This window comes from Oceanicaulis sp. (genome assembly GCF_965284345.1).
In the GTDB taxonomy this organism is placed as follows: Bacteria; Pseudomonadota; Alphaproteobacteria; order Caulobacterales; family Maricaulaceae; genus Oceanicaulis; species Oceanicaulis alexandrii_A.
Window position 1 is genome coordinate 1,405,362 of the sequence record NZ_OZ260073.1, and the last position, 26,559, is coordinate 1,431,920.

Sequence of the window (26,559 nt, forward strand, 5' to 3'; positions counted from 1 at the left end):
TCTGGACAGCGCTTGAGCCGACTACCCATTTCCATAGTCGATCTGCGCCGAGACCGGCGCTGTTCGTCGTCTGGTGTTTCGCGAGACCCGTGCAGTATCAGGTCTTGTGAGCCGAGCTGTCTGAGAAACCCATGACCGATACGCCTGAAACCGAGCCGCAGGACGGCAGCGACGCCATGTCCCATTCGACCCGGCGCATGTCGCTTCAGGAATTGAAGGAAAAGTCGCCCGCCGAGCTGGTGGAGTTGGCTGAAAGCCTTGATATCGAAAACGCGTCCTCCCTGCGCAAGCAAGGCATGATGTTCGCCATCCTCAAGGCGCTCGCCGATGAGGGCGCCGAGATTTCCGGCGGCGGAACGCTGGAAGTGCTTCAGGACGGGTTCGGGTTTCTGCGGGCCCCGGAATCCAATTATTTGCCGGGTCCGGACGACATCTATGTGTCGCCCAGCCAGATCCGTCGTTTTGGCCTGCGCACAGGCGATACCGTGGAAGGCGAGATCCGGGCGCCGCGCGATAATGAGCGGTATTTCGCGCTATTGAAGGTCTCTTCGATCAATTTCGAAGAGCCTGATAAATCCCGCCACAAGGTCCACTTTGATAATTTGACTCCGCTCTATCCTGATGAGCGGTTCAACATGGAAATCCAGGACCCGACCAAGAAAGACCGGTCGGGCCGGGTGATCGACATCGTATCTCCGCTGGGCAAGGGCCAGCGCGCCCTGATCGTGGCGCCGCCGCGCACCGGTAAGACGATGCTGATGCAAAACGTCGCTCACGCCATCGAGACCAATCATCCTGAATGCTATCTGATGGTGCTGCTTATCGATGAGCGCCCTGAAGAAGTGACCGACATGCAGCGCACGGTGAAGGGCGAGGTCGTGGCCTCAACCTTTGACGAGCCGGCGACGCGTCACGTGCAAGTGGCCGAGATGGTGATCGAGAAGGCCAAGCGCCTGGTCGAACACAAGCGTGACGTGGTCATTCTGCTTGATTCCATCACGCGTCTGGGCCGGGCCTACAACACCGTGGTGCCAAGCTCCGGCAAGGTGCTGACAGGCGGTGTGGACGCCAACGCCCTGCAACGCCCCAAGCGTTTCTTCGGCGCTGCGCGGAACATTGAAGAAGGCGGCAGCCTGACCATCATCTCGACCGCGCTGATCGACACCGGCTCGCGTATGGACGAGGTGATCTTTGAAGAGTTCAAAGGCACCGGCAACTCCGAGATCATTCTGGACCGGAAAGTCGCCGACAAGCGCGTCTTCCCGGCCATCGACATTCTCAAATCCGGCACCCGGAAAGAAGAGCTTCTGGTGCCCAAGCAGGATCTGCAGAAAACCTATGTGCTGCGCCGGATTCTCAATCCGATGGGCACCCAGGACGCCATTGAGTTCTTGCTCTCCAAGCTCAAGGAAACCAAGAGCAATGAAGAGTTCTACGACTCAATGAATACTTGATATTTCAAGGTTTTGTCTGTTCCAACGGCCGCCCTTCGGGGCGGCCGTTTGCGTTTTGGGCTAGCGTTTGGATGATGGGATATGGGATAATGCTTAAAAGCTAAAGTATCGGGGAGAAATCCATGTCTGAACCCAATATCACTCTTTATCATGCACCCATGTCCCGCTCCGTGCGCGTACGCTGGTGCCTTGAGGAGATGGGCTTGCCGCATACGCTGGTCAATCTTGGCCCGATCACCGCAAATCAGCGCGGGAATATGGGTGGAGCAGACTTCAAGGCGATCAATCCTATGCAGAAGATTCCCGCTCTGACGGACGGGGATCGCGTGATGCTGGAATCGGTCGCCATGGTGGAATATCTCGTGACCAAATACGGCCCCACCGAGCTTGCGGTGACGCCTGACGAGGCTGATTATGACCGTTATCTGGAATGGATGCATTTCAGCGAAGGCACCATGTCCATGGCGGTCAATCTGACCCTGGCGCATACGACGCTCCTGCCTGAAGACCAGCGTAACCCGGCGCTCGCCCAATGGGCGCGTATGGAACTGGACAAGCAGTTTAAGCTGATCGCTGAACGCGGTCTGGGTGACGGCCGGGCGTATCTGGCGGCCGATCGCTTCACCGCAGCCGATATCGCCTTGGGCTATCTGTTTTATCTTCTGAAGATCGTGAAACAGTTTGAGGGTGCGCCTGAAGCGGTGAGTGCGTATTTTGATCGCTTGCGGTCCCGCCCGGCCTGGCAGCGCGCCAGCGCGGATTAAGCCTGAAAAAAGCCGGCGTGCACTCTCGCCGGCTTTTCTCGTTTCAGACAGGTCTGGGCCTAGCCCTGAGCTGCGGGACACGCCTCAAGCAGGGCCCGCGAAGCGTCATAGGCGTCGAGCGCCGCCGCGGCCGCTGGCACATCATCCACCGAGATCACTTCCGCGCCGTTCTGGCTGAGCAGCTGATAGTCCACCGTGCCGTTCCGCTCACCGCCAAAATCGCCAAAGCTGGTTTCGAGGCCGAGATTGGCGAGTTCGGCGTCCCACTCAGGATTTCCGGTTCCGACCCCCAGCCAGATTGTGGTGAGGCCGAACGCCACGCCGCCCTGGCTCAAGCGTTCGAGATCGTCTGAAGTGCGCGCGCCCACGGACAGGGCGACCTCTGGCAGCAGGCCGGCCAGCAGGATCGCATCTTCGATCGAATAGGTGATGACCACAGAGCGATCGACGGCGTTCGCCGCGACCAGAGTTTCGCTGATCTCTTCAAAGCTGGTGTCCTTGAGATCCACCTGGGCGAAGCCGCGACCGTCCAGAAAGCTGAGCGCGTCCGCGAATGTGGGCACGCCTTCATCCAGCACCTGACCGTCTACGTCGACTAATCGCAGCTCGGAAATCTCGGCATAGGTCATCTCGCTGACCGCGCCGGTTCCGTTGGTGGTGCGGTCCACCGTGTCGTCATGCATCAGGACCAATACGCCGTCCGCCGTTCTGGCCACGTCCAGTTCCATGAACAGAGCGCCGTCATCGAGCGAGGCCTGCATGGCGCCGATGGAGTTTTCCGCCGCACCCGGACGATCGCCCGTGCGGTGGGCCTGAAGCAAGGTGACGCCTTGCTCACGCGCGCAATCGAGATAGGCGGGCAAGTCCACGCCGGTCAGCCATAGATCAGACGCTGCGGCCTCAGCCTGGGTCGCGCTGAGCTTGGACGGGGTCGCCGGTTCGGCGGTTTGTTCGGGCGCCGGCGCTTGCGCGGAACAGGCGGCGAGGGCGAACAGGCTGACGCCTAGAAGGAAGCGCATGGATGAATTCCTATTTCAGTTTATCATTCAGGAAGTTGATTGATCTTGCATTGGCAAGATTCGCATCTTCGGCGTGATAGTGGGCGCCGCCGGGACGGGCGAAGGCGTGATCACGCTCTGCATAATGATGAATCGTGACAAGTCCATGCTCCGACAGCGCGTCCATGATCTGGGTCTGGGCTTCGGGGGGCACAAATTCGTCCTGTCCTGCGATGTGAAGCATCAGCGGGTGAGAGATCGAGGACGCCTCTGAGAGCAGGGTCTGGATGTTGACCCCGTAATAGCCCACGCACGCGTCTGCATCGGTGCGGCAGGCGGTCAGATAGGCCAGCTGACCGCCCAGGCAGTACCCGACGGCGCCGACCTTGGGGGCGCCGTTTTGTCTCATTTGCGCGATCGTGGCGGCGACATCCTTGATCCCCGCATCCACATCAAATTTGCCGAAGAGATCAAACGCCTGTTTCCACTCTTCCTCGGTTTTGTCCGTAAGCTGAATACCGGGTTTGATCCGCCAGAACAGATCAGGGCAGATGGCGGTGAAACCCTGGGCGGCGTAGTCGTCGCACAGCTCGCGCATGACGGCGTTGACGCCGAAGATTTCCTGCAAAACGATCACGGCGGGGCCTTCACCGGTCTGATAAGCGGAAAAGTCGCCGTCGGGGCCATGAATGGTGATATCTGATCCTGCCATGAGACGATCTCCTTGCGTGTTGAGTGAGTGCGGCAGCCTGGCTTTGTCATGTGCCGCACGGAGGCGTACAGTGAGGCGATGATTTTTTCGCCCGCTGCGCGGCGAGACTGAGGCGAGGCCCCCATGAAGGTCAACATCAATATCGAATGTACTCCGGAAGAGGCGCGGACCTTTATGGGCCTGCCCGATGTGACCGGGCTGAACGCTCAGCTGGTCGAGGAGATGAGCAAGCGCATGACCGCCAATATGGACGCCATGGAGCCTGACGCCCTGATGCGCTCGTGGATGACCATGGGCGGGGAATGGCAAAAACAGATGATGGGCCTGATGGGCCAGGCTGCAAGCGGCCGCCCTTCCGGATCTGACAAGAGCTGACCACCTTCATGACCGAGACGATTTTTGCACTGGCCAGCGGGCCGGGCCGCGCGGGCGTGGCGGTGATCCGGCTCAGTGGGACCCGTACGGGCGAGATTCTGGACGCGGTCGCTGGCGTTCCGCGGCCCAAGCCGCGTCTGGCCGCCTTGCGTGCGTTCAAGAACGATCGTGGCGATGTTATCGACCAGGGTCTGGCGCTGTGGTTTGAAGGCCCGGCGAGTTTTACGGGTGAAGATTGCGCTGAGTTTCATGTCCATGGCGGAGCCGCCGTGATTGAAGCGCTGGCGGATCGTCTGACGGCTTTGGGCGCCCGGCCCGCTGAGGCGGGGGAGTTCACCCGCCGGGCTTTTCAGAACGGCAAGATGGATCTGACCGAGGCCGAAGGCCTTGCTGACCTGATTGACGCAGAAACTGAAGGTCAGCGTGAACAGGCCTTGTCTCAAATGACGGGCGCCTTGCGCAGCCTGTACGAAAACTGGCGCGAACAATTGATCTCGGTGCTGGCCGCCATCGAAGGCGAGGTGGATTTCCCTGACGAAGAGGATGTCCCCGACACCTTGTCTGATACGGCGGGCCCGCCGCTTGCGGCGCTCAGCCAGGCTTTGGCGCAGCATCTGGATGATGGTCGGCGCGGGGAGCGTGTGCGGGACGGGTTTTCCATCGCCCTCATCGGAGAGCCCAATGCGGGCAAGTCCACCTTGCTGAACGCTCTGGCGCGTCGGGATGCGGCCATCGTCACCGATATTCCGGGGACTACGCGCGATGTCGTTGAAGTGCGTCTGGTTCTGGGCGGGTTTCCGGTGATCATCGCGGATACGGCAGGTTTGCGTGAGGCGGCCGATCAGGTGGAGGCGGAAGGCGTCAAACGCGCGCTGGCGCGGGCGGAAAGTGCGGATTTGCGGCTGGGAGTCGTCGATGTTTCACGTGAAACATTTCCCGACAAACTGCTGGAAACGCTGCGTCCTAACGATGCTCTGATCCTGAACAAGATGGATCAGGGGCAAACGCTTCATCCATCAGATGAGCTGGGTATGACCCAGTTCAAGCTGTGTGCGAAGTCGGGTGAGGGATTGCCAGCCCTGGAAGGCTGGTTGGAGCGTTTGGTGGTCGAGCGATTGAGCCGCCGCGAGGCGCCCGCCTTGTCACGCGCCCGCCATCGTCAGGCGGTGGAGCGGGCGCTTGAGCATTTGAACGCAGCGCAGAGACAGCTGTCACGGGCGCCGGAGCTCGCGGCCAGTGATGTGCATCTGGCGATCCGGGCGCTGGAAAGCCTGACGGGACGGATCGACGTGGAAGACGTGCTCGATCGGGTGTTCAGCCAGTTCTGCATTGGCAAATAGGCGCCATTTTCAGGCCTTGAAAATCTGACATCATCTCGACTCCTTACCCCCGGCGCCCTATGTAAGCGGCCCGGCGCGACGCAGAGACCCCGCGCCTGAGAGTTGACCCATGAGACTTGATCAGACCCAAGCCCAGGCGCAGCCCTGGGACGTGATTGTTATCGGCGGCGGCCATGCCGGCTGTGAAGCGGCCAGCGCTTCGGCGCGTCTGGGCGCGCGGACGCTGTTGTTGACGCACAAGGCGTCGACCATAGGTGAGATGTCGTGCAACCCGGCCATAGGCGGCTTGGGCAAGGGGCATTTGGTCCGGGAAGTGGATGCGCTGGATGGCGTGATGGGCCGGGTGGCGGATGCGTCCGGCATTCAGTTCCGACTGCTCAATCGCTCCAAAGGTCCAGCGGTCCGCGGGCCTCGCACCCAGTCTGATCGCAAGCTCTATCGTGAAGCCATGCAGGCTGCGCTCGCTTCGCAGTCTGATCTCTCCATCGTCGAGGCCGCCGCGGAAGATTTGATCATCGAAAACGGGCAGTGCCGCGGCGTGATCGATGGGGAGGGCCAAGCCTATCGCGCGGGCGCTGTGGTTCTGACTACGGGCACCTTCCTGAAAGGCGTCATCCATCGCGGGCATGAGCGGATCCCGGCGGGCCGTCATGGCGAAGCGCCCGCCAACGGCCTGTCTGAAACGCTCTATGGTCTGGGTTTGCGGCTTGGCCGTTTGAAAACGGGCACGCCCGCGCGTCTGGATGGTTCGACGATCAACTGGTCGGCGCTTGAGATGCAGGCGGCGGATGAAACCCCCGTGCCTTTCTCCTTCCTGACCGATGCGATCACCGTGCCGCAGATTGCGTGCGGCATCACGCGCACCACTGAAGAGACCCATAAAATCATTGCGGACAATCTGGACCAGTCCGCGGTCTATGGCGGAGCGATCTCTGGTCGGGGGCCGCGCTATTGCCCATCGATTGAGGACAAGGTCGTACGCTTCGCAGATCGCAGCCAGCATCAGATCTTCCTGGAGCCGGAAGGCCTGGATGACGACACGGTCTATCCCAACGGCATTTCCACCTCGCTGCCAGACGCCGTTCAGGACGCTTTCCTACGCACCATTCCGGGTCTCGTACAGGTCAAGGTGCGCCGCTATGGCTATGCGATTGAGTATGATTATGTGGATCCGCGTGAACTGAGCGCGACCCTCGAGATCAAGGCCATGCCGGGCCTGTTCCTGGCGGGCCAGATCAATGGCACCACGGGATACGAAGAAGCGGCCGCTCAGGGCTTGATGGCCGGCTTTAACGCGGCGCTGAAATCGTCCGGTTCTGAGCCCTTCATTCTTGATCGTTCAGAAGCCTATATCGGCGTGATGATCGACGATCTGATCACCCGCGGGGTCACCGAGCCCTATCGCATGTTCACCTCGCGGGCTGAATATCGGCTGACTTTGCGGGCGGATAACGCGGATCAGCGCTTGACCGATAAGGCGATTGCGCTGGGCGCTGCGAGTGTTTCACGTGAAACATCCTGGCGTCAGCGTCAGTCCGATCTGGCGCAGGCACGTCAGATGGCGACGGATTTCACTCTGACCCCGGCGGAAGCCAAACGTCATGGCATCAAGGTCAATGAGGACGGCAAACGGCGTTCTGTGATGGAGCTTTTGAGCTATCCCGATATAGGCTGGAGCGAGATGACGGCGATCTGGCCTGAACTTGGCGAGATCAAGTCGCGTGTGGCTGAACAGATTGAGATCGATGCCGTCTATCATGGCTATCTCGAGCGTCAGCAATTGGACATCCTCGCCTTCCAACGTGATGAGGGCGTGCGTATCCCGACCGGCTTTGACTATTCCGATGTGGGCGGGCTCTCCAATGAGGTGCGCGAGAAGCTGATTGCGGCGACGCCAGCCACGCTGGGCCAGGCGGCCCGTATTGAGGGTGTGACGCCGGGCGCTCTGACGGCGCTTCTGGCGCATTTGAAGCGCCGGACGATCGGGGCGCAGAGCGCATGAGCGAGATGACTTATGGGCCTGAGCAGTTTCAGGCCGAAACCGGTGTTTCACGTGAAACATTGGAGCGGTTTGAGACTTGGCGTCGGCTTCTGGAGGAGACCAGCGCCCATACCAATCTGGTGGGGCGGGGCACTCTGGCGGAGTTCTGGCATCGTCATGCGCTGGATAGCTGGCAGGTGCTCGAGTTGATGCCCGACGCGTCCCGCTGGGCGGATCTGGGGGCTGGGGCGGGGTTTCCGGGTCTCGCCATCGCGTTTGGCCTTATGGAGCGTGGCGTTGAGGCGGGGCATGTGTTGATGGTGGATTCCGTCGCCAAGAAAATGGCCTTCGTGAACCAGGTCATCAAGGAGACGAAAGCCCCCGCGATTGCGCGTGCAGACCGGGTGGAATCGATCCATCCTGTCCCTGAGATGGATGTTGTGACCGCTCGGGCCATGGCGCCCTTGGGTAAATTGCTCGGTTATGTCCATCCTTTTGTGGAAAAAGGGGCTGTGGCCCTGCTTCCGAAGGGCGCGCGGTATAATGAGGAATTGACCGAGGCGCGGAAAAGCTGGACTTTCGAAGTTGAGGTCTTGCCGAGCCGCACATCGCCCGAGGCCGCTATTCTTAAAATCAGGGGACTTGCTCGTGTCTGAAAGCTCTCGCACCGCGCCGCCCAAGGTTATCGCCGTCGCGAACCAGAAGGGGGGCGTGGGCAAGACCACGACCGCCATCAATCTGGCCACGGCGCTCGCCGCCATCGGTCAACGTGTCGTCGTTCTCGATCTCGATCCGCAGGGCAACGCGTCTACCGGTCTGGGCGTATCGCGCGCAGATCGACGGGCGACCTCCTATGACGTGCTGGTTGATGAGCGTCCGCTGCAGGATGCCTTGATCGACACCGACGTTCCGGGCCTGGCGATCATCCCGTCTGATGAGAATCTGTCGGGCGCCGAGCTAGAATTGTCGGACGCCCCGCGCCGTTCCTATCGTTTACGCCACGCCATTGATCGCTTCCGCCGGACGCTCTCAGGGATGGGCGAGCATTGCGATTATATTCTGATCGACTGCCCACCGTCGCTGAACTTGCTGACGGTGAACGCCATGACGGCGGCGGATTCCGTGCTTGTGCCGCTGCAGACCGAGTTCTTTGCGCTGGAAGGTCTGACCCAGCTGATGCGGACGATTGACCTTGTGCGTGGAAACTTGAACAAAACCTTGGAAATTCAAGGTGTTGTGCTGACCATGTATGACCGCCGCAACAATCTTTCCTCCCAAGTGGCCGCAGATGTGCGCGAGCATTTCGGCGACAAGGTCTACAAGACGGTCATACCGCGCAATGTGCGCGTGTCCGAGGCGCCGAGCTTCGGCAAGCCTGTCTTGCTGTACGATCTCGAATGCGCCGGGGCGCAGGCCTATCTCAAACTGGCCAGTGAAGTGGTCAAGCAGGAGCGGCGCGCTGCTGACGCGCTGACCCCGGCATGAGTGCAGACGAACGCAAGCCGAGCCGTGGCCTGGGCCGCGGCCTGTCCGCCTTGCTGGGCGAGGGGGAAGAGGCGGACGCCGTCCGCGCGGATACCGCCAACGCCAAACGGTCGAGCTCAAGCCGGGACGGGGTCCAGATCTTGCCCGTGGAACTGGTTCAGCCCAATCCTGACCAGCCGCGGAAAACCTTCACCGAAGCCGATCTGGCCGAGCTGACGGAATCCATAGCCACCAAAGGGCTTCTGCAGCCCATCCTGGTGCGGCCGATGGGCGGTGAGACCGAGCGCTACCAGATTGTCGCCGGTGAACGCCGGTGGCGGGCGGCCCAGCGGGCTCAGCTACATGAAGTCCCATGTCTGGTTCGTGAGCTAACCGATCGCGAAACCTTGGAAATCGCGATCGTCGAGAACGTCCAGCGGGCCGATCTCAACCCGGTCGAAGAGGCGCGCGCCTTCCGTCAACTGGTAGAGACGTTCGGTCATACTCAGGAAGACGTGGCCAAAGCGGTCGGCAAGTCGCGTGCTCATGTAGCGAACACCCTGCGGCTTCTGGCGATGCCCAAAGCTGTGCTGGCCCATCTGGAGGCGGGCACTCTGACCGCCGGCCATGCGCGCGCCATCGCGACCGCCCCAAACCCCGAAGCGCTGGCGGAGCAAATTATCCGTGACGGCCTGTCAGTGCGCGCTGCGGAAGCCCTGGCGCGCAACGCTTCAGGACAGGCGCCGGAGCGCAAGTCGGCCTCCAGCGGGTCCCAGCCGAAAGATGCGGATACACGGGCGCTCGAAGCAGATCTTTCCAGCCGGCTTGGCCTGGCGGTCGAGATCAAGGCGAAGGGCGAGCAAGGCGAGCTGCGTGTGCGTTTTTCCAGCCTCGAGCAGCTGGATGATGTGTGCCGTCGGCTCAGCCAGACGGGATCAGGCGCTTATTAGCCTGAAAATCTGTTTCGCTGAGAGCGCTTGATCCGTAGACAGATGCGTCTATCGAAATTTTAGGCGCTCTCAGCGAGATATTTATATAAGTATTTGAAATAATATCGCTTATCGACGCGCATTTGCGGCGGCGCGAGACAGACGCAAAATCAGATCCCCGACAAGGGCCTCGGCCGGGGCGCCAGAGCGTTTCACCGCGCGTTCGGCGTCAAAGGCATATTTGCGCGCCTGGTCCAGACGTCGTCCAGTCCACAGCCGCGCCGATCGTTTGAACTGATCAGCAGGAGGGCCGAAGCGTGGGGCGCCCGCACGAGCCAGAGCCCCGGCATCGCCGCCGCCGGTGTGGAAGGTGTCGAACTGATCGATGCGGCGTTGCAGCCCACGCAGCACGCCGACCGGGTTCAGACCGGCGGAGAGGCCTCGGGCATAGGCGGCGTCCGCCGCGCGTACATCCCCGCCGAGGGCTGGATCCAGAATCTGGTCCATGGCCGCTTCGGAACCGACGGCCGAGATGTCTGCGATGTCTTGCCGGGTGATCTGCGCGGGCTCTCCGCCGCGTTGCGCGGCGAGACCCTTATAGAGGATGAGCTTTTCAATCTCACTGCGCGCCAGGGCGCGATCGCCTTCAAGGAAGGGCGCCAGCATGGCCCGCGCGTCCGGGTCCAGGGACAGGTTTTCCGCGCGAAACATCTCTTCAGCCAGACCGATCAGGTCACGCGCATTATCGGCATAGCAGGGCGCAGCGAGGCTGCGCTTGCCGTCTTCGGCGGCTTTGCGCAGCTTTGAGGTTTTCCTGAGATCGCCTGATTCAATCACCAAAGTGGCTTCTGACGGCGTCACGCCGTGATCGACTTCAGTCAAAAGGCGGGCGACCGGGGCTGAATCGCCAGACAGGCGCACGCGCACCAGGCGCGGATCCCCGGTCATCGACAAAGCGGCGAGTGCGTCGGCCAGCGCAGCGGGATCGGCTTTCACGTCGTCATCGGTGAGGCGGGTCACCGCAAACGGATCATCAGGATCCTTCACCAGCGCTTTTGACAGGGTGTCGGCGCGTTCGCGCACCATGCCCAGATCCGGCCCATATATGAGATAGATCCTATAAGAGCCGTCGGGCTGGGACAGCGCCCGGTCCGCATCGCGGGGTTTGAGCTTCACCGGCGCTCAATCGCCTCGCGCTGACGCAGCGCGACGGCGATCTCCTGCACCAGACGTTCCGCCATGGCTTCAGACGCCTGCTCTTCGGCGTTAGAGGCGCCGGAAACGAGGGAATAAGGATCAGAGCTCGCATCAAACAGGGATTCTTCGCGCAACCGGCCTTCAGCGATTACAGCCCCGCTGGCGTCGGTCAGCGTGTAATCGGTTGTGATCACCAGCGCATATTGACGCGCGATGCCCGTGGCGCTGAGGCCGAGCGAGCTTTGCGTCGTCTCATTGTCTAGCGTCAGGTGATAGGGGCTGCGTCCATCCCCCAGAAAATCACGCAGGGCGTCATCAATCAGATAGTCCACGCGCTCTTGCCCGCGGCTGACTTGCAGCCCGGGCAATTGGCTGAACCCTGCGCCGCCATAGAGCGGTTTGAACCCGCAGGCGGACAGGCTGATCAGAGTGATCACCAGAACGCCGGTGCGGAGCAGGGAGGAGCGCAAGGACAGCATCGTAAAAGATTAGTCCTGAATGGTCTGGATGCGCAGCTGACGCGCGCGGGTCAGAATGGCGTTCTCGATCTGGATCCGGGTTGCGGGATCAACCTCTGCGTCCGCCCAGCCGCCATCGGCGCCGCGAACCTGTTTGAACAGCTGCACCGACAGGGCGTCAGCGCGCAGGCGGGTGTCAAGAATGTAAACGGTGGCCTTGAACCGCTCGTTCTGAATCTCGGGATTGGCGTACCAATCCGTGATGATGACGCCGCCGAACGGATCGACTTCAGAGAGCGGCATGAAGGACAGAACTTCCAGGGAAGAGCGCCACAGGAAGCTGTTCACGCCGATGCCGGCTTCGGGCGCATCGCTGACCTGACCGCCGCCGCCGAACACGCCGCCCAGAAGACCACGATCCTGACTGTTGTCGCCACGCGACGCGCAAGCTGCCAAGCTCATCACACAAGCGGCGACGGCGAACGGAGTGATCAAACGGCGAAACAACATGTAAACGGCTCCCGGCCAAGCGGTTTAGCGCCGGTTTCCGACGCGTCTTTATCTTATTGCTCTATAGCATGCCGGTGCGCGGACGCCAGTGTTGAGGCTGGCGCTCTTGGCGGTACAGCTGTTGTTTTCATGTCACAAATATTCAGTTCCGCCGTCAGATTCGGCCTGTCAGCTTGACGGTCAGCACCGGTTGGGCGGAGAAAACGAGGGCACGTCCGGGGGGACGGGGCCGTTCGGCGAGGCCACGAGTTATGACCTGTTTCCGTAAGGCGCTGATTATAAGCGTCTTCTCAGGCGGGCTCGTGGCCGCGCCGACAACTGCTTGGGGCCAGTCGGCGCCGGCGCGCTTTTCTTTTCTCTCTGAAACCATCTTCGAGTTTGAAGCGGATCTTGATCTCGTAGTCGGGGTCGGAGAGTCCGCAGTCCGAAAAGATTCGCCCTATGCCGATCTCACACTGCGCGGCTCCAGTGAAACTCTGACCGACCAAGGCTGGCGCTATGGCGCCGAGCTGGAAGCGCGCTTGACCAGCGGGGATGGACACCGGGGTCTGGCGCGCCCGGGGCTGACCGGACCTCGCGTCTCAGGGCGTCCGGTTGCAGGCCTGTTGACCGGTTTGTCGGGCGAGGCCGGGCTTGATGACGCCAGCGCGCGCGTGATTGCAGACCAGGCGCAAGTCTATCTGCAGACAGCGTGGGTGAAGCTGCGCGCGGGATTGGGCGAGACTGCGGCCGAGCTTGAAGCGTCTGATTCCTTACACGTTTTTCGTCTGATCCGCGCCCAGGGCGGGAAGTTTGATCTGAGCGGCCTGAATATCGCGGATACAGGTTTGACGCTGGCCGACGCCGCGCCGACCGTGTCGGTTCAATCCCGGCGTATCGTGGGATTGCGGTTCGCCGCGTCCTTTGCGCCCGACAGTGATCCATGCGCTCAGGCGTGTCATCCGGCCGGGCCAGAAGTGCTGCGCGCTGATCTGGGCGCGATCTGGTCTGTGGCGGCGAGTTTTGACCGGCGGGCGCCGTCCACCGGCGTGCGCTGGAACGCATCTTTGGGCTTTGAGACGGCGCAAGCTGAGGGACCGGTCGCCGCCATGTTTGACGATCCCTGGCTGATGCGGGGCGCCTTGGTGCGTCAGGCCGGCGATCTGACCCTCAGCCTGTCCGGTCTGACGGGGTCTGACGGCTACCAGGACGCTGAATACGACAGTCTTGGCTTTGGGTTGGCGTATGAGCAGGGCGACTGGCTCTATGGGGCCGAGCTGGGGTATGGCCAGTCTGACCTGGTGGGCGCCGAGACCGTCAGCGTTCTTTTGGGCGTGTCCCGCTTGGTGGGCGCGAACGGATTGCTGGGTCTTGGGGTGATGAGCGTGCGTGAAAGCGCAGGTGGAACGGATCGCGACAGCGTCCAAGTGCTTGTAGAGACAGGGTTGCGTTTTTGACACGCCCCAAGCGGATTGTGCCGGTCGGCCTCTTTCGGCGCCTTACAAGCGTCACATGGCTAGGCTATGTATGAGGTTGAACTTGTTGGGATGGACTGATGCGTTTGAACACGCTCCTTGCGACATTGCTGTGCACCGGTGCTCTTTGCGCCGGAACCACCGCGTATGCGCAAGAGTCCAATACCGATAATGCGTTCGCGTTGACGGGCGGCGCCAGCCTGGCGCCCGTGCTGGACCCGTTTACGCTGTCTTTGCGCACGTTTGATGCGCTGGACGCCGCGCCTGACGCCGTGATGTCTGATCCTGTGGCCCTGCCATCGCGCCCGACCGTCATTGATGATCGCGGCTCGGCGTCAGCCTTGCCCTGGTATGAGCGGTTCACGCTTGCGCCGTCCGCCACGCGGTCGGTCTGGGCTCAGCCGTCAGACGAGTTTCAGCTTCAGGCGGGTGACCGTTGGGGCGTGACTTTGGGCTATACTGCGCCGGCGCGTGGTGATCAGGGCGTGGATCTGGAAGATTTCAGCGCGGGCGCCTTTATCGAGTTTTCCGACCATTTCCGCTTTGGCGGTGAAGTGCGCTTCACCTCTCCCGAAGAGCAGGTGTTTGGCGAAGACGGTGAGGACAAGGCGCCGGAAATCCGGTTTGAGTCCGCCTTCCGATTCTAGGGCCTTCCAGCTAAAACTGCGTAGAGCCTGACAGTGCGCCCACCGCGCCAACTCCCGAAATTCCCAAATGATTGAGCCGTTTGATGGTGCGTGTGTTGACGCCGCCAAGTGCATAAACAGGCATTGAGTGAGGGCGCGCCAAGGCGGCCAGCCGGAATGCGCCCATCGGGCGTGTGGCGCTGGGACTGCGAGAGGGAAAGACCGTCGAGACGAAGGCGAGATCCGCCAGGCCTTGGGCGCGGCGCAGCGCAGACGGGCTATGCGCGCTGGTGGAGATCAATCCGTGAGAGCGCCTGACATGGGCGCCGGTCAGCCAGCGTTCCGGCCAGTGAACGCCGTCGGCTCCGATCTCTGCCGCCAGTTCAGGCTCCGCCGCGATCAGGCATAACCCCCCCTTGTCATGTCGGATTGTCACAAGATCAGCGGCTTGCGCGTGAAGCTCGTCCCGCCCGAATAATCTCAGAATCAACCCGGCGCCGTCCGGAAGCGCGCGAGCCAGAGCCTTCAGATCCGGTGTGCGCTCGGGATCGGTGAGGCAAAACAGGCCCGGCAAGCCCTCTCGTGGGCCGTCCAATGCGTCCGCCAGCCTTGCCAGACGGGCTGCGCCGTCATACCCAGTCTTCGCCATGACAGACCTATACCCGAATTCCATTGACGGCATCGCCGCTGCGCGCGCCGAGATTTTGACCCGGATCGCCAAAGCGGCCAAGCAGGCGGGACGGTCAGCGGATGCGATTGATCTGGTCGCCGTCTCCAAAGTCCAGCCCGATGACCGGATCGACGCCATGCTGGCCACAGGTCAGCGTATTTTTGGCGAAAACCGGGTGCAAGAGGCGCAAGGTCGCTGGAGCGATCGCCGCGAAGCCTGTCCCGATCTGCAATTGCACCTGATCGGTCCGCTTCAGACTAACAAAGCGGAAGACGCCTGCGCCCTGTTTGACGTCATCGAGACGCTCGATCGTGAGAAGCTGGCGGGCGCTTTGGTCAAGGCGATGGAGAAAACCGGTCGGACGCCGCGGCTCTATGTGCAGGTGAATACGGGCGACGAACCGCAAAAAGCGGGTCTCACGGTCGGGGAGTGCGTGGCGTTCGTGAAGCATTGCCAGTCAGATCTGGGACTTCAGATTGAAGGGCTGATGTGCATTCCGCCGGTGGAGGAGCCGGCCGCGCCGCATTTTGCACTCCTGGCCAAGCTCGCAGCGCGCGCCGGGCTTGAGAAGCTGTCCATGGGGATGAGTTCGGATTTCGAGCTGGGCGTGCGCCTGGGCGCCACATCGGTCCGCGTGGGTTCGGCGCTGTTTGGCGAGCGGGTAAAGGCCTAGGGCGCGATCTCGATCCAGTCATCGGTTGTCAGGCGGCCGACAAGCTCAATGAGTTGGTCGCGCGCAATCGCGACGCAGCCCTCTGTGGGTTTGAATTCCGGCGAGGCGCAATGCAGGAAGATGGCGGATCCGGCGCCCGGCTGGGGCGGATCGTCATTATGGCCCAGCACCACCAACAGATCATACAGACCGTCTTCACGCGTCATCGTCTCGCAAGATGCTCGGTAAGGCAGGCGCACAGGTTGATTATAGGCCGGATCTGACGCCGCATCGCACCAGCCGTCATCAGGCCGGATCGGATCGATCACCAGGACTGTGTCGGGTTTGTCGATCCGGTCGGCCCGAAAATAAGCGCGGCGCACCCGCCAGCGCCCGATCGGACTGGCCCCATCGCCTTCAGACTTCAGTTCCGCCGCAATCACGCCTGAGCGTCCCAGAGCGCACGGGGCGCTGAAATCAGGACCGTCCAGTGCGGATTTTTGGGCGCTTGCGCAGTATACCGTCATCACGAAACTCCTGCATGGCCGCGGACTATCCCTTATGTGAAACATAGCTCTGGCGCCGTATGAGGGTCGGCGACGGGGTCCGTTTCGCCTTTTGACAAGGCGTTAGCGGACCCCGTTCGCCTCCCCCACCACGGCGGGCGGCCTCACGAAAAAATTCGCAAGGCTCACAAAGGCGTCAGGCAAGTTTCACGCCGTTTGGAGTACACCCGCCTTGTATTGAGATTGCGCGTTTGCAGTTGCGCAATCAGGTGCGGACAGGCAAGGCTTACCGGTGAAAAGTGACCGGTTGGCGCAGTTTGCCGGGCCCCGCCTGACTGGAGACAGAGCCATGACGAACAAGAAAACGATCCTTCTGGTTGATGATGACGACGATCTGCGCGAAGCCCTGGCTGAGCAGTTCAGCTTTGAAGATGATTTCAAGGTGCTCACCGCAGACGCCGCAAAGCCGGGCATGGAGCTGGCTCGCTCAGAGCCTGTGGACATCATCATTTTTGATGTGGGCCTGCCCGACATGGATGGCCGCGAAGCCTGCCGGCATTTGCGCAAGGACGGCGTGAACACGCCGATCCTCCTGCTGACCGCCCAGTCCGGCGACGCCGATCACGTGCTGGGTTTACGCTCTGGCGCGGATGATTTCCTGGCCAAGCCGATCAGCTTCGTGGTGCTGCTGGAACGGGTGCAATCGCAATTGCGGCGGCATCAGCAAAGCGAAGACGCGGTGCTGCAGGTGGGTCCTTACCGGTTCAAACCAAGCATGAAGCTTTTGGTGGATGGCGAGGACAAGAAGACGCGCCTGACAGAGAAAGAAACCAATATTCTCAAATACCTCTATCGCGCGGGCGGCCAGCCTGTGGCGCGTGAGGAATTGCTTGATCAGGTCTGGGGCTATCACCGCGAAGCCAACACCCACACGTTGGAGACCCATGTCTATCGGTTGCGTCAGAAGATCGAGCCCGACCCCCAGCACGCCCGGCTCCTGATCACTGAAAGTGGCGGGTACCGGCTTCAGATGTAGTCAGATATCAACATCTGAAAGGGGTTGGCCGACGACAGGCATGGCCTGGTCGACGCGAATGATAATCATTGAATTCTCGAGTGTGTCCAAGCGCTTCAGGCTGGGCTGATCAGGAGAGCACCGACGAGCGACTGACATTAAGATTCTGTAACCCATATTAATATTGTGTATATAAAATACCTTGAGATTGTATGCCCTTAAAGCACATCTCACTGACTAAAACAGGGGGGTGGTGCTTGATCACGTCGGACGACACTGAGGTTGGAAAATTGCTGCTGGCGTATCGGCGAGAGACGGGCGCCAAACAAGCATCAGTGGCGGAGCAACTCGGTATCAGCCAGGCTCATTATTCCAGAATTGAAACGGGCGCCCAGCAGCCTTCCTTTCACCTACATGCCCGGATCATGCGGTTGCTCGAAGATGTCCGGTTTCAGTATTCCTTTGATCGATGGCGCCTGACTGTGCGCATGTCTCCGACGCTTGTGAGCTTGATCCGCGCCAGGGGAAATGAAATTGAACTCATTGAATTTTCAAAAGGGTTCAGAGCGTTAGGGGGTGTTTACGCCCTGGTTGAGCCCGGAGATCGGCTGGACGGCGTCCTGGGCGAAGACGCAGATAATCATTTCCAGCGTCTCAGGCAGGTCGGAGCCTTCAATGGTGAGGTGCTTCTGGTTGAAAACACCTGGCGGTCTATCACGCCTCATGGCGAGGCGTTTTATCAGGCTGTTTCAACTGCGATCCCGGATGATCAGTGCGGGACAGCGCTACATAGCCATCATCGTCCGATCAAACAGCACGTCTATGAAGAGACCATCCGCGATGTCGGGGATTTCAGAATCCTGATGCGCTAGGGGTCTTGAGACCCGCTTCCGCGATCACACCACAGCGTCGAAGCAGCAGCCCGCGATTGATGATGGTTTGAACGCTCACCGTATCAAAATCGATCTGGGCCGGTTCACCAGAGGGCAGAAATGCAGGAGCCGCGAAGCCGATAGACCAGTCTTTGAAGGTGCGCACTTCAAGCGCGCCGACGTGTTTGAGCTGAACGCCGAAATGTCTTCGATCATGCTGGATTCGATCAAAGGTCTCTAGGACCTTGGCGGGCGGTCCCTCAAGGATCTGAAAGAAGCGGTTCACCTCGACACCCAGAATGCCACTGATCTGATTACGGGAATTGTGTTCCCGACCGGCATTCATGATCTCTCCCAACGCACCTGTCAGCGAGCCGGGGCGGATCGGGAAGGCCGGATAGGAGGTGTAGATGAGTTGGGATAAGGCCATGGTTGCTGTCTAACCCGCCACTCGAAGTGTGGAGAGAAAACGCTCAACGGACTCAGACAGGCTGGACGAACACGTCTGCACTTCCGACGCTGCGGCGCTCATGACGTCGACGGAAATCGATGCGTCTCTGGCGGCTTGCTCCATGTCTGATGATGCAGATGCGACGGCTTCATTGCCCTCAGCGGCGCTCGTCGAGCTGCGTGTAATCTCGGTGGTGGCGCTGGCTTGCTCTTCGACGGCTGCGCCAATTCCCATCGACGTTTCAGAGATCTTGGAAATCGTGTCCTGGATGTGCGACATCGCTTCCACGACAGTGCTGGTCGCAGCCTGAATCTCAGCGATTTCACCGCCTATTTCGTCAGTGGCTTTTGCGGTTTGATTGGCCAGGGTTTTGACTTCCTGGGCGACAACGGCGAAACCCTTGCCCGCCTCCCCGGCGCGCGCGCTTTCAATCGTGGCGTTGAGCGCCAGCAGATTGGTTTGTTCAGCGATTTGCTGGATCAAGGTGACGACGCCGCCGATTTGTGACGCCGCCTGATTGAGGCGTTCTATGTCTGTGACAGCAGAGGTGGCGAGCTGCTCTGCCTTCCGGGCGATGTCGCTTTGGCTGTTTGCGCGCTCTGCGATTTCGCGGGTTGCAGATTCCATCTGATGCGAGGCCGCGGCCACGGCCCGAACGCTGGCGGCGGATTCTTCTGCGCCAGAGGCCGCGCTCACCGCCCGTTCCAGAGTGGCTTCGACCGTGGACGCGACTGTCTGCGAGGCGTCGCCAATCGTTTCCGAGACAGACGTCAGCGTGCCGACCAGATTGCCGACATTTTGCTCGAATTGTGATGCGAGTTCATGTCTTTCGCGCGCTGCGCTGGCTTGGGTTTCTTCAAGATACAAAGAGACCGCCAGTTCCATGTCCAGGAAGATGGCCTTGACCAGAGCATCCAGCTGGCTGTCCAGCAGGGCCGCCTGACGTGGACGAAGCCCCATGATCCCGGCGTTTTGAGACTGGACGACTGCTCGGATCAGGGCGGAGGCCAGATGGGCGTAGCCGCCGATATAATAGCGCGGTTCAAGTCCAAGCCGGCTGTGTGCGAGACCAATCTTGCGAACACCTTCAAAATAGGCGCTGTCAAAGCGACCGGAGACGATGGACATCCAGTGGGCCTGCTGACGCCCTTTGGCGCTGTCCATGTGATCTTCATCTGTGAAGAACTGTGCGGCCGCCGGCGTCGATTTGATGACGTCGTAGAACGCGGAAAGCGCCTGAGGCAAAGTCTCTTCAATGGCCGGACGACATTGAGACAAGGCCTCTCGCGTCGGCGTGTCAAACCCCAGAAAGTCCAGACGTTCGGTACGATCGTGTTCTTGCATGCGTCCCTCCACAGTTGATTTGACTGTGTAGAGATTCATTGGATCTACAATGGTAATACATATACGTATTACGTATACTTTATACGCACTTGTATTAAGACTTATTAAGCATTCTATCCTAAGCGCAGAGTTACCGGCGCATGGTCTGAGGGTTTCTCCCAGCTGCGGGCTTCGTCCCAAATCCAGAAACTGTCGCGCCCGTCTTTGAGGGCGGCGTCCTTCAGCGCCGGGCTGACCCAGATATGATCCAGGCGCCGGCCGCGGTTCGAGGCGCGCCAGTCCTTGCTGCGATAGCTCCACCAGGTGAACAGCTTTTCAGGCTCGTCAATCAGTTCGCGCGCCACGTCGATATACTCGCCCGCTTGCATCCAGGCGTTCAGCGCGTCCACCTCAACCGGGGTATGCGAGACGACTTTCAGAAGCTGCTTGTGTGACCAGACATCATGTTCGCGCGGGGCGATGTTGAAATCGCCGACCATCACGATCGGGGCGTTTTCCTTGGCGCGATCGGCGGCATAGCCCTTGAGCCGATCCAGAAAGTCCAGCTTGTGCTTGAAGCGGGGATTGATCTCGGGATCCGGTTCGTCGCCGCCCGCGGGGATGTAATAGTTCTGCAGCTCAACCCCGTTCACGAGCACACGTTGAAAGCGTGCTTCGCCGCGGGGGCACAGTGCGTCCTGGTCCAGCACCTCGATCGGGGTGCGTGACGCGATCGCGACGCCATGCAGGCCCTTCTGGCCCACAATGTGCAAATGGGGAAGGCCCATCTCTTCAAACGCGGCGCGTGGAAACTGATCGGGCAGGCATTTGATTTCCTGCAGGGCGACCACGTCCGGCTTCGCTTCCTCCACAAAGCTCGCCACATGCGGGGCGCGCAGGCGGACCGAGTTGATGTTCCAGGTGGCGAGGGTGAACGGGGTCATGGGAAATCCTGAGAGAAATGCGTGTCGATGAGATCAGAGAATATTATAAGTCGCGCCGGCGACGCCGACCGGCCAGCGCCCGCGCACATACAGCCGCCAGCGCGCCAGGAAGGGGTGCGGGGGCTCTTCGTCTTCCGCTTCCGCCATCAGCACCAGCACAGCGCCATGGGCGGCCTGCACCAGACCGCCAGCGGCGGCGTTGATCACGGTTTCATCAAACATGTCGTCCATGGAGGCGCTGGCTTCGGCGGCCTCCTTGGCGAGTTCGCCGATTTTCGAGGCGACAAGCGTCAGCGCGGCCTGCAGCGCCTGTTCATCCAACCGCTCCAGGGCGCGTTCGACCAAGGCGGAGCGTTGCATTTCCTCCGCCTCCCAGGCCCAGGGGTCCCGGTCCAGGGTTTCCGCAGCCGCAATGGCGTCTGACCAGTCGCCCATCTCTGCGGGTTCGGCCTCGGGCATGCCCAGACCGTCCAGATAGGCGCGGGCCAGGGCCAGCTCCCGTGAATCGAGCGGTTCGCCCAGGCGCGAGAAAAAGGCGGGATCACCGATGGATTCTGCGAAGGCGCGCGCCTTGTAAAGGAGCGGGATTTCATCAAGCAGGCGCGCAATCTCGTCTTCCGCGCCGCTATAGTCCGAAGGGGAGGGATCAAAATCGGTCATGCCCCTGTTTAACGCGCCTTGCGGGAAGACGACAGCGGTCATGATAGTGAGGCTGAACGAAAATCGCCCGGCGACCTGGGGTGAAGTCGCCGGGCGTTTCGCCTCGCGTCCATCAGGAAAGACGCGGTGTCATGACGCTGGGGGGAGCATCACGACGTCCTGAAGCGTCGGGGGGACGGCGCGCATTCAGGAGCAGCCCTCAGCTGCAGGTGTAAGAATGCCACATATTTTTAGAAAAGCGAATTAAAAAGTGGAAATATCTTGTAAGTGATATTTATACATCATTCCAGGAGGAGTTGAAACTAGCCGGCCACACTGTCCTGGCCGCCCGCTGACGCAAATGAGACCAGCTCGGCGAAGGGCATGGGCCGGCCGAACAGATAGCCTTGAGCCAGCGTCGCGCCCAGCGCCCGCAGGGCCTGATGCTGGTCATGAGTTTCGACGCCTTCGGCCACAGTTTTCAGCTTCAGCGATTTGGCCATGGCGAGAATGGTCTCGACCACGATGCGAGCGTGCTCGTCCTGGCTCATGTCGCGCACGAAGCTCTGGTCGATCTTGAAGACGTCAAAAGGCATGCGGGTCAGATACGAGAGCGAGGAATGGCCGGTGCCGAAATCGTCGATGGCGAAGGTGACGCCCAGACGGCGCAGCGGCTCGATCTGCTCGATCACGCGTTCAGGTTCGCGCATGGCGGTGGATTCGGTCAGCTCGAGCTCCAGCAGTTCAGGCGGCAGGCCGCTATCTTGCAGCGCTTCCAGAACCGTCTGGGAGAAGCCTTCGCTCTCAAACTGCATGGCGGAGACGTTCACCGCCACCGGAAGATCGAACCCGCGCTCTCGCAATTGCTGGGCTTCATGGCAGGCGCGGCGCAGCACCCAGTCGCCGATTTCACCGATCAGGCCGCATTCTTCCGCTGCCTGGATGAAGGCGCCGGGCGACAACAGACCCGCCGTCGGGTGGCGCCAGCGCACCAGCGCTTCAGAGCCGGCGATGGAGCCGTCGACCATGGAGACCTTGGGCTGGTAGAAGACCACAAGCTGGTCGTCGCGCACGGCTTCACGCAGCTCGTTTTCCAGCACCAGGCGCTCAAAGGCGCTCTGGTTCATTGAGGTCTCGAAGAATTCGCAGGCATTGCCGCCAGCGCGTTTGACCGACGCCATGGCGAGGTCTGCGTGACGCAGCAGGGTTTCAGGGTCAGAGCCGTCGCGTGGGAAACAGGCGATGCCGGCGGAAATGCCCAGAAAGACCTGATGGCCTGAAATTTCGAAGGGACGACGGACTGAATCCACGATCCGGCGCGCCAGGCGTGCGGCGTCGGCGCTGTCACGCAAGCGCGGCAGCAGAACAGTGAATTCATCTCCGCCCAGGCGTGCGACCATGGAGGGTTCCTTGGTCAGATCGCCCTGAGACAGATCCCAGCCACGAACGGCTTCGCGCAGACGGCGTCCGACGGCTTCAAGCAGACGGTCGCCCTCGCCGATGCCCAGAGAGTCGTTGACGCGTTTGAACCGGTCGAGATCAAGAAACAGGATTGCGCCTTCTTCTCCGGCTTCAGACGCCTCGCGCGCCACCCGCTCGACTTCCTTGCGGAAGCGTTCGCGGTTGGGCAGTTCGGTGATCATGTCCACATAGGCCAGGCGATGCACGCGCTTCACGGAGGCGTCGAGGCGCGCGAACATGCGGTTAAACGCGTTCGCCAGCACTTCCAGCTCATCGCCCGTATGCACTTCGATGCGCAGATCGAGCTTGCGAGAGGAGGCCAGGCGCGCCGCTTCGGTCAGGCGTCGGACCGGGCCAAGCGCCTTGCGCACGATCAGCGCGACCAACGGCAGGAACACGATCAGCGCCGCGGCGGCGATCAGGACCTGACGAATGATGATGTCGATGGCCGGCGTCACCACGGCGGACATGGGCACGGTGGCGACCACGGCGCCGATCAGGCGACCATTGTAGAAGACCGGCTCGGCGACGCGAATGTCATCTCCAACGCGTTCAACCCGCGTGTCCACGGCGCCGATCGCCGATTGCACCAGATGGTCCGCGGCGCGATCACCGACGCTATAGGGAACTTCTCCGTTGAGAGCGAGCACGCGTCCGTTCACATCGGCCACATAGACAGAGCTGACATCAGGCCGTGCGCCGAAATCCGCCAGCAGACGATTGGTCAGGCCTTCAATGTCGCTAACGGCGATGGCGTTGGCGGCGGTGGAGGTGAACAATTCGGTGATCAGCTCGGCATGAACCAGGCCTGCCGAATTATTGTCCTGGGACTTCAGCTGGTATTCGACGGCCATGATCGCAGTCGTCGCGGCGACGAGGATCACCCCGCAAAGCAAAGTGAACTTCATCACCAGAGATCGCATCACTCTGGAAATTGCGTGTCTGATAGGCGCCATCAGGACCCCAGCTGCAGGCGAAAGGCGTGCGGAATGCACACGAAACACCGTGAGGCTGAACTGATGTGCTAAAAATCAGGTTAAGGACGAAGAGAAAAGTCAAAAAGGACCCCGCCGGGGCGGAGTCCTTGATGAAGTCTTATGCACTTTGCAGATCAGTACAGGCTGATCTTTAGTCCAGCGTGACGCCTTTCTGCGCCGCCAGATCCTTCAGCGAAACCAGCGGGCGCGCGCCCATGTGTGAGATCACTTCGGCGGCGGCGATGACGCCCAGACGCCCGCAGGTGTGAAGGTCCGCCCCGCGTGAATACCCGGCGAGGAAGCCGGCCGCGAACTGATCGCCAGCGCCGGTCGTGTCCACAATGGTGTCAACGGGATCGGCGTCCACGCGCACTTCCTCGTCGCCGGATACGATCACCGCGCCCTTTTCAGAGCGGGTGATGGCGGCGACGCGGGTTTCGGCGCGGACTTTGGCGAGAGCCGTTTCAAAATCATCGACTTCATAGAGCGCCTTGATCTCGGCCTCGTTGGCGAACAGCACGTCGATATGGTTTTTCACCAGATGGCGGAAGCTGTCGCGGTGACGTTCGACGCAGAAGGTGTCCGACAAGGTTAGCGCCACGCGGCGGTTGGCGGCCTGGGCGAGCTCTGAAGCGCGCACGAAAGCGGCTTTCGCTTCAGGACGGTCAAACAGATAGCCTTCCAGGAAGGTCACGGTCGCGGATTTCACCAGCTCAGGGTCGATATCGGCTTCGTCCATCAAGGTGGACGCGCCCAGGAAGGTGTTCATGGCGCGGCGCGCATCGGGCGGCACAGCGATCAGGCAGCGCGCCGTGGAGGGGCCGTCCTTGAGCGGCTTGGTGTCGTAATGCACGCCGATCGAACGCAGATCATGGGCGAACACTTCACCCAGCTGATCGTCAGCGACCTTGCCGATATAGGCGCCGCGCACGCCAAGGCTCGCCACGCCCGCGAGCGTATTGGCCGCAGAGCCGCCCGAGATTTCCTGAGCCGGCGGAAACGCCTCATACAGGGCCTGCGCCCGCTCCTCGTCGATCAGCAGCATGGCGTCTTTGGCCAGACTGTGTTGCTCGATGAAGGCGTCAGTCACAGACGCGAGCACGTCCACAATGGCGTTGCCGACGCCGAGGACGTCGTAGCGGGTTTCGGTCATGTGAGGATCATCCTGAAGCTGAAATCGGGGGGCGTGTACCGCGGGGGCACGGCAAACTCAACCCGCAGAAGGGTTCTGGAAAACCTCTATGGGACGGGTTAAGCGGTTGCGCCAGCACCATCTGACCGAGGAAGCCCATGACCCGCATCTGTTTTCTGACCTCCGCCGACATGATGAAGGATCGTCCGGGCGCCCGCGACGACTGGTTCGAGTTTGATCTTGAGTTCGGCGCGTTGTCCAAAGCCTGCGCGGCGGACGGGATCTCACTGGAAGCGTGCATTTGGGACCAGCCGTTTGACGCCTCGGTTTATGACGGCTTCATGGTGGGCACGGTCTGGGATTATCCGCCCAAGCTTGAGCTGTTTCTGGACACGCTCGATCGGCTCCATGAGATCGCGCCCGTCTATAACAGCCCGGCTTTGGTGCGCTGGAATATCGAGAAAACCTATCTCAAGGCGCTGGATGAGGCGGGCGCCCCCTCTATCCCTACGCTCTGGGCGGACAAGGCGGATGCGGACGCCATTGCAGCAGGGTTTGACCGGTTTGGCGGCGACAAGATCGTGGTGAAACCGCTGGTGGGCGGCGGCGCCTGGCGTCAGGCGCTGATCAAAAAGGGCGAAGCCTTGCCCGCGGCGGACGATCTGCCGCTGGGCGCCTGCCTGATCCAGCCTTTCCTGCCCGGCGTTCCTGAAGACGGCGAATACTCGATGATTTTCTTTGGCGGGCGTTTCTCCCACGCGCTCAACAAGCGCCCCAAATCAGGCGATTACCGGGTGCAGTCGCTGTATGGCGCCACGGAAGTGCGATGGGAGCCGTCAGAGGCGGATCTCGCTTTGGCGCGTGAAGTGCTTAGCGCCGCGCGTTCGATTACTGGCGAGGACGAGTTTCTCTACGCCCGCGTCGACATGGTGCGCGGCCTGACCGGCGGGCTGGTGGTGATGGAGCTCGAAATTATCGAGCCGTATCTTTATCCCGAACAAGGCCCGGAGATGGGCGCGGTGTTCGTCGAAGCGCTGAAAGACAAGCTGGCCTAACTCGCGTCCGGTTTGGCGGTGAAGCGCGTGATCAGCGCTTCGGGGTCGTAGGGCACAGGGCGTCCGGGGCGGAAGGCGAAGGCCAGATAGCCCCCGAGCGCCGCAAAGGGCAGGCCCGCCAACGCTAGCATGGCGCTTTGCGCATTCAGCCCCATCCAGACCATATAGCTGATCGCCATGCTGGCCATCACCACCCCGACGCCGCCCAGGATCAGACGCGAGCCCAATGTTTGCCCCTCGGTGAAGCGGACCGCGCCAAACCGGGGCTGCAAGGCCTTGTGAAGCGCGACCAGAAGCGATTGGAACTCCAACGCATTATCTTCCCAGTCGCTCAAGGAGACGGCGCGCCGACTGCCAAACACGATCTCGCCGGACGGGCCGGTCACCCGGCACATGACCTGGCTTTGGGCGCCCGCCATCTCCACTGACAGGCGCACCCCGGTCACGGTGTCCAGCGCAATCCGGCGTTCCAGGCGCCCCTCTTCCACCCATTCGACACGATCAGCGTACAATATGATCTGACGCGCCGGGCGCAGGGCGTTGCGTTGATCCGTGATCTGGGCGATGGGGGCGTCGGTCATGGCGATATGTCTCAGCGGG

At 61.1% G+C, this 26,559-nt stretch carries 28 protein-coding genes; 14 read left to right on the forward strand and 14 right to left on the reverse strand.

The annotated features are described in order from the left end of the window. The first annotated feature begins 131 nt into the window (after positions 1 to 131). The gene (rho, locus tag ACQ66J_RS07020) at positions 132 to 1,454 is read left to right on the forward strand and encodes a transcription termination factor Rho (protein ID WP_375547823.1); all 1,323 of its coding nucleotides are present in this window, start codon (positions 132 to 134) and stop codon (positions 1,452 to 1,454) included. A 122-nt stretch (positions 1,455 to 1,576) separates the two neighbouring features. Next, on the forward strand, positions 1,577 to 2,218 hold the full coding sequence (locus tag ACQ66J_RS07025; protein ID WP_375547822.1) for a glutathione S-transferase family protein: 642 nt from the start codon (positions 1,577 to 1,579) through the stop codon (positions 2,216 to 2,218). A gap of 59 nt (positions 2,219 to 2,277) precedes the next feature. Here ACQ66J_RS07025 and ACQ66J_RS07030 read toward each other — a convergent pair whose 3' ends face one another. Both ACQ66J_RS07030 and ACQ66J_RS07035 read right to left on the reverse strand, forming a co-directional pair. After that, positions 2,278 to 3,237, reverse strand: coding sequence for a glycerophosphodiester phosphodiesterase family protein (locus ACQ66J_RS07030; protein WP_430431044.1), 960 nt, complete (start codon positions 3,235 to 3,237; stop codon positions 2,278 to 2,280). A 10-nt stretch (positions 3,238 to 3,247) separates the two neighbouring features. Continuing rightward, a complete protein-coding gene (locus tag ACQ66J_RS07035) occupies positions 3,248 to 3,928 on the reverse strand; it encodes a dienelactone hydrolase family protein (RefSeq protein ID WP_430431045.1) in 681 nt (226 codons plus the stop codon). A 123-nt stretch (positions 3,929 to 4,051) separates the two neighbouring features. Here ACQ66J_RS07035 and ACQ66J_RS07040 point away from each other — a divergent pair, with 123 nt between their 5' ends. The 6 genes from ACQ66J_RS07040 to ACQ66J_RS07065 all read left to right on the forward strand — a co-directional run bounded on the left by ACQ66J_RS07040 (position 4,052) and on the right by ACQ66J_RS07065 (position 10,038). Then, on the forward strand, positions 4,052 to 4,303 hold the full coding sequence (locus tag ACQ66J_RS07040) for a DUF6489 family protein (RefSeq protein WP_430431046.1): 252 nt from the start codon (positions 4,052 to 4,054) through the stop codon (positions 4,301 to 4,303). A gap of 8 nt (positions 4,304 to 4,311) precedes the next feature. After that, positions 4,312 to 5,643, forward strand: a complete 1,332-nt coding sequence (gene mnmE / locus ACQ66J_RS07045) for a tRNA uridine-5-carboxymethylaminomethyl(34) synthesis GTPase MnmE (protein ID WP_430431047.1) — start codon at positions 4,312 to 4,314, stop codon at positions 5,641 to 5,643. A gap of 109 nt (positions 5,644 to 5,752) precedes the next feature. Then, the gene (gene mnmG / locus ACQ66J_RS07050; protein WP_430431048.1) at positions 5,753 to 7,645 is read left to right on the forward strand and encodes a tRNA uridine-5-carboxymethylaminomethyl(34) synthesis enzyme MnmG; all 1,893 of its coding nucleotides are present in this window, start codon (positions 5,753 to 5,755) and stop codon (positions 7,643 to 7,645) included. Continuing rightward, a complete protein-coding gene (locus tag ACQ66J_RS07055; RefSeq protein ID WP_430431049.1) occupies positions 7,642 to 8,280 on the forward strand; it encodes a 16S rRNA (guanine(527)-N(7))-methyltransferase RsmG in 639 nt (212 codons plus the stop codon). Before mnmG ends, ACQ66J_RS07055 begins: the two co-directional genes overlap by 4 nt. Then, on the forward strand, positions 8,273 to 9,109 hold the full coding sequence (locus ACQ66J_RS07060; RefSeq protein WP_375547815.1) for a ParA family protein: 837 nt from the start codon (positions 8,273 to 8,275) through the stop codon (positions 9,107 to 9,109). Before ACQ66J_RS07055 ends, ACQ66J_RS07060 begins: the two co-directional genes overlap by 8 nt. Beyond that, entirely contained in the window at positions 9,106 to 10,038 is a 933-nt protein-coding gene (locus ACQ66J_RS07065) for a ParB/RepB/Spo0J family partition protein (protein WP_430431050.1), read from the forward strand. The genes ACQ66J_RS07060 and ACQ66J_RS07065 overlap by 4 nt, the downstream gene beginning before the upstream one ends. 108 nt (positions 10,039 to 10,146) lie before the next feature. Here ACQ66J_RS07065 and holA read toward each other — a convergent pair whose 3' ends face one another. From holA to ACQ66J_RS07080, 3 genes are read right to left on the reverse strand one after another with little or no spacing between them, the layout of a single operon-like run. Next, the gene (gene holA / locus ACQ66J_RS07070) at positions 10,147 to 11,193 is read right to left on the reverse strand and encodes a DNA polymerase III subunit delta (RefSeq protein ID WP_430431051.1); all 1,047 of its coding nucleotides are present in this window, start codon (positions 11,191 to 11,193) and stop codon (positions 10,147 to 10,149) included. Further along, a complete protein-coding gene (gene lptE, locus ACQ66J_RS07075; protein WP_430431052.1) occupies positions 11,190 to 11,693 on the reverse strand; it encodes an LPS assembly lipoprotein LptE in 504 nt (167 codons plus the stop codon). Before lptE ends, holA begins: the two co-directional genes overlap by 4 nt. 9 nt (positions 11,694 to 11,702) lie before the next feature. Further along, entirely contained in the window at positions 11,703 to 12,182 is a 480-nt protein-coding gene (locus tag ACQ66J_RS07080; protein WP_160092881.1) for a DUF3576 domain-containing protein, read from the reverse strand. 251 nt (positions 12,183 to 12,433) lie between these two features. Between ACQ66J_RS07080 and ACQ66J_RS07085 the strand changes: the two genes are divergently transcribed. Both ACQ66J_RS07085 and ACQ66J_RS07090 read left to right on the forward strand, forming a co-directional pair. Continuing rightward, positions 12,434 to 13,618 carry a porin gene (locus tag ACQ66J_RS07085; RefSeq protein ID WP_430431053.1) on the forward strand — a complete coding sequence of 395 codons (1,185 nt, stop codon included), beginning with the start codon at positions 12,434 to 12,436 and terminating at the stop codon, positions 13,616 to 13,618. A 98-nt stretch (positions 13,619 to 13,716) separates the two neighbouring features. Further along, entirely contained in the window at positions 13,717 to 14,283 is a 567-nt protein-coding gene (locus ACQ66J_RS07090; RefSeq protein ID WP_430431054.1) for an NtrZ family periplasmic regulatory protein, read from the forward strand. A 10-nt stretch (positions 14,284 to 14,293) separates the two neighbouring features. On the opposite strand, the gene ACQ66J_RS07095 is transcribed toward ACQ66J_RS07090, so the two are convergent. Next, the gene (locus ACQ66J_RS07095; protein WP_430431055.1) at positions 14,294 to 14,911 is read right to left on the reverse strand and encodes a thiamine phosphate synthase; all 618 of its coding nucleotides are present in this window, start codon (positions 14,909 to 14,911) and stop codon (positions 14,294 to 14,296) included. On the opposite strand from ACQ66J_RS07095, the gene ACQ66J_RS07100 reads away from it, so the two are divergent. After that, positions 14,910 to 15,605 (forward strand): YggS family pyridoxal phosphate-dependent enzyme, encoded by a 696-nt coding sequence (locus tag ACQ66J_RS07100; RefSeq protein ID WP_375547808.1) that lies wholly within the window; start codon positions 14,910 to 14,912, stop codon positions 15,603 to 15,605. The genes ACQ66J_RS07095 and ACQ66J_RS07100 overlap by 2 nt on opposite strands. Here ACQ66J_RS07100 and ACQ66J_RS07105 read toward each other — a convergent pair. Then, positions 15,602 to 16,111: a L,D-transpeptidase family protein gene (locus ACQ66J_RS07105; RefSeq protein WP_430431056.1), complete on the reverse strand. Its 510-nt coding sequence runs from the start codon at positions 16,109 to 16,111 to the stop codon at positions 15,602 to 15,604. The two genes, ACQ66J_RS07100 and ACQ66J_RS07105, sit on opposite strands and share 4 nt — an antisense overlap. A 328-nt stretch (positions 16,112 to 16,439) precedes the next feature. On the opposite strand from ACQ66J_RS07105, the gene ACQ66J_RS07110 reads away from it, so the two are divergent. Both ACQ66J_RS07110 and ACQ66J_RS07115 read left to right on the forward strand, forming a co-directional pair. Then, positions 16,440 to 17,126 (forward strand): response regulator transcription factor, encoded by a 687-nt coding sequence (locus ACQ66J_RS07110; RefSeq protein WP_375547806.1) that lies wholly within the window; start codon positions 16,440 to 16,442, stop codon positions 17,124 to 17,126. A 191-nt stretch (positions 17,127 to 17,317) separates the two neighbouring features. Continuing rightward, complete coding sequence (locus ACQ66J_RS07115; protein WP_430431057.1) at positions 17,318 to 17,977, forward strand: helix-turn-helix domain-containing protein; 660 nt, start codon at positions 17,318 to 17,320, stop codon at positions 17,975 to 17,977. On the opposite strand, the gene ACQ66J_RS07120 is transcribed toward ACQ66J_RS07115, so the two are convergent. The 6 genes from ACQ66J_RS07120 to ACQ66J_RS07145 form a co-directional block, all read right to left on the reverse strand. Next, positions 17,958 to 18,407, reverse strand: a complete 450-nt coding sequence (locus tag ACQ66J_RS07120; RefSeq protein ID WP_430431058.1) for a BLUF domain-containing protein — start codon at positions 18,405 to 18,407, stop codon at positions 17,958 to 17,960. The two genes, ACQ66J_RS07115 and ACQ66J_RS07120, sit on opposite strands and share 20 nt — an antisense overlap. A 9-nt stretch (positions 18,408 to 18,416) precedes the next feature. Then, positions 18,417 to 19,772, reverse strand: coding sequence for a protoglobin domain-containing protein (locus ACQ66J_RS07125; RefSeq protein ID WP_430431059.1), 1,356 nt, complete (start codon positions 19,770 to 19,772; stop codon positions 18,417 to 18,419). Between the two features lie 113 nt (positions 19,773 to 19,885). Beyond that, a complete protein-coding gene (xth, locus tag ACQ66J_RS07130; RefSeq protein WP_430431060.1) occupies positions 19,886 to 20,695 on the reverse strand; it encodes an exodeoxyribonuclease III in 810 nt (269 codons plus the stop codon). A gap of 33 nt (positions 20,696 to 20,728) precedes the next feature. Next, complete coding sequence (locus ACQ66J_RS07135) at positions 20,729 to 21,355, reverse strand: hypothetical protein (protein WP_430431061.1); 627 nt, start codon at positions 21,353 to 21,355, stop codon at positions 20,729 to 20,731. 302 nt (positions 21,356 to 21,657) lie between these two features. Continuing rightward, positions 21,658 to 23,703: a putative bifunctional diguanylate cyclase/phosphodiesterase gene (locus tag ACQ66J_RS07140; protein ID WP_430432238.1), complete on the reverse strand. Its 2,046-nt coding sequence runs from the start codon at positions 23,701 to 23,703 to the stop codon at positions 21,658 to 21,660. Between the two features lie 220 nt (positions 23,704 to 23,923). Further along, positions 23,924 to 24,925 (reverse strand): adenosine kinase, encoded by a 1,002-nt coding sequence (locus tag ACQ66J_RS07145; protein WP_430431062.1) that lies wholly within the window; start codon positions 24,923 to 24,925, stop codon positions 23,924 to 23,926. Positions 24,926 to 25,062: 137 nt separating this feature from the next. On the opposite strand from ACQ66J_RS07145, the gene ACQ66J_RS07150 reads away from it, so the two are divergent. Further along, positions 25,063 to 25,959, forward strand: a complete 897-nt coding sequence (locus ACQ66J_RS07150; protein ID WP_430431063.1) for an ATP-grasp domain-containing protein — start codon at positions 25,063 to 25,065, stop codon at positions 25,957 to 25,959. Here ACQ66J_RS07150 and ACQ66J_RS07155 read toward each other — a convergent pair. Beyond that, the gene (locus tag ACQ66J_RS07155) at positions 25,956 to 26,540 is read right to left on the reverse strand and encodes a hypothetical protein (RefSeq protein ID WP_375547798.1); all 585 of its coding nucleotides are present in this window, start codon (positions 26,538 to 26,540) and stop codon (positions 25,956 to 25,958) included. The two genes, ACQ66J_RS07150 and ACQ66J_RS07155, sit on opposite strands and share 4 nt — an antisense overlap. Positions 26,541 to 26,559: the final 19 nt, after the last annotated feature.

What these genes read in the sequence shown, in the direction of transcription:
- ACQ66J_RS07055 (WP_430431049.1), top strand. Translation starts at nt 7,642, where the DNA reads ATGAGCGAGATGACTTATGGGCCTGAGCAGTTTCAGGCCGAAACCGGT.
- ACQ66J_RS07100 (WP_375547808.1), top strand. Translation starts at nt 14,910, where the DNA reads ATGACAGACCTATACCCGAATTCCATTGACGGCATCGCCGCTGCGCGC.
- ACQ66J_RS07125 (WP_430431059.1), bottom strand. Translation starts at nt 19,772, where the DNA reads ATGCAAGAACACGATCGTACCGAACGTCTGGACTTTCTGGGGTTTGAC.
- lptE (WP_430431052.1), bottom strand. Translation starts at nt 11,693, where the DNA reads ATGCTGTCCTTGCGCTCCTCCCTGCTCCGCACCGGCGTTCTGGTGATC.
- ACQ66J_RS07030 (WP_430431044.1), bottom strand. Translation starts at nt 3,237, where the DNA reads ATGCGCTTCCTTCTAGGCGTCAGCCTGTTCGCCCTCGCCGCCTGTTCC.
- ACQ66J_RS07095 (WP_430431055.1), bottom strand. Translation starts at nt 14,911, where the DNA reads ATGGCGAAGACTGGGTATGACGGCGCAGCCCGTCTGGCAAGGCTGGCG.
- rho (WP_375547823.1), top strand. Translation starts at nt 132, where the DNA reads ATGACCGATACGCCTGAAACCGAGCCGCAGGACGGCAGCGACGCCATG.
- ACQ66J_RS07035 (WP_430431045.1), bottom strand. Translation starts at nt 3,928, where the DNA reads ATGGCAGGATCAGATATCACCATTCATGGCCCCGACGGCGACTTTTCC.
- ACQ66J_RS07080 (WP_160092881.1), bottom strand. Translation starts at nt 12,182, where the DNA reads ATGTTGTTTCGCCGTTTGATCACTCCGTTCGCCGTCGCCGCTTGTGTG.
- ACQ66J_RS07150 (WP_430431063.1), top strand. Translation starts at nt 25,063, where the DNA reads ATGACCCGCATCTGTTTTCTGACCTCCGCCGACATGATGAAGGATCGT.
- ACQ66J_RS07025 (WP_375547822.1), top strand. Translation starts at nt 1,577, where the DNA reads ATGTCTGAACCCAATATCACTCTTTATCATGCACCCATGTCCCGCTCC.
- ACQ66J_RS07085 (WP_430431053.1), top strand. Translation starts at nt 12,434, where the DNA reads ATGACCTGTTTCCGTAAGGCGCTGATTATAAGCGTCTTCTCAGGCGGG.
- ACQ66J_RS07040 (WP_430431046.1), top strand. Translation starts at nt 4,052, where the DNA reads ATGAAGGTCAACATCAATATCGAATGTACTCCGGAAGAGGCGCGGACC.
- ACQ66J_RS07090 (WP_430431054.1), top strand. Translation starts at nt 13,717, where the DNA reads ATGCGTTTGAACACGCTCCTTGCGACATTGCTGTGCACCGGTGCTCTT.
- ACQ66J_RS07105 (WP_430431056.1), bottom strand. Translation starts at nt 16,111, where the DNA reads ATGACGGTATACTGCGCAAGCGCCCAAAAATCCGCACTGGACGGTCCT.
- ACQ66J_RS07120 (WP_430431058.1), bottom strand. Translation starts at nt 18,407, where the DNA reads ATGGCCTTATCCCAACTCATCTACACCTCCTATCCGGCCTTCCCGATC.
- xth (WP_430431060.1), bottom strand. Translation starts at nt 20,695, where the DNA reads ATGACCCCGTTCACCCTCGCCACCTGGAACATCAACTCGGTCCGCCTG.
- ACQ66J_RS07065 (WP_430431050.1), top strand. Translation starts at nt 9,106, where the DNA reads ATGAGTGCAGACGAACGCAAGCCGAGCCGTGGCCTGGGCCGCGGCCTG.
- ACQ66J_RS07110 (WP_375547806.1), top strand. Translation starts at nt 16,440, where the DNA reads ATGACGAACAAGAAAACGATCCTTCTGGTTGATGATGACGACGATCTG.
- ACQ66J_RS07115 (WP_430431057.1), top strand. Translation starts at nt 17,318, where the DNA reads ATGCCCTTAAAGCACATCTCACTGACTAAAACAGGGGGGTGGTGCTTG.
- ACQ66J_RS07135 (WP_430431061.1), bottom strand. Translation starts at nt 21,355, where the DNA reads ATGACCGATTTTGATCCCTCCCCTTCGGACTATAGCGGCGCGGAAGAC.
- ACQ66J_RS07145 (WP_430431062.1), bottom strand. Translation starts at nt 24,925, where the DNA reads ATGACCGAAACCCGCTACGACGTCCTCGGCGTCGGCAACGCCATTGTG.
- mnmE (WP_430431047.1), top strand. Translation starts at nt 4,312, where the DNA reads ATGACCGAGACGATTTTTGCACTGGCCAGCGGGCCGGGCCGCGCGGGC.
- ACQ66J_RS07140 (WP_430432238.1), bottom strand. Translation starts at nt 23,703, where the DNA reads ATGAAGTTCACTTTGCTTTGCGGGGTGATCCTCGTCGCCGCGACGACT.
- ACQ66J_RS07155 (WP_375547798.1), bottom strand. Translation starts at nt 26,540, where the DNA reads ATGACCGACGCCCCCATCGCCCAGATCACGGATCAACGCAACGCCCTG.
- mnmG (WP_430431048.1), top strand. Translation starts at nt 5,753, where the DNA reads ATGAGACTTGATCAGACCCAAGCCCAGGCGCAGCCCTGGGACGTGATT.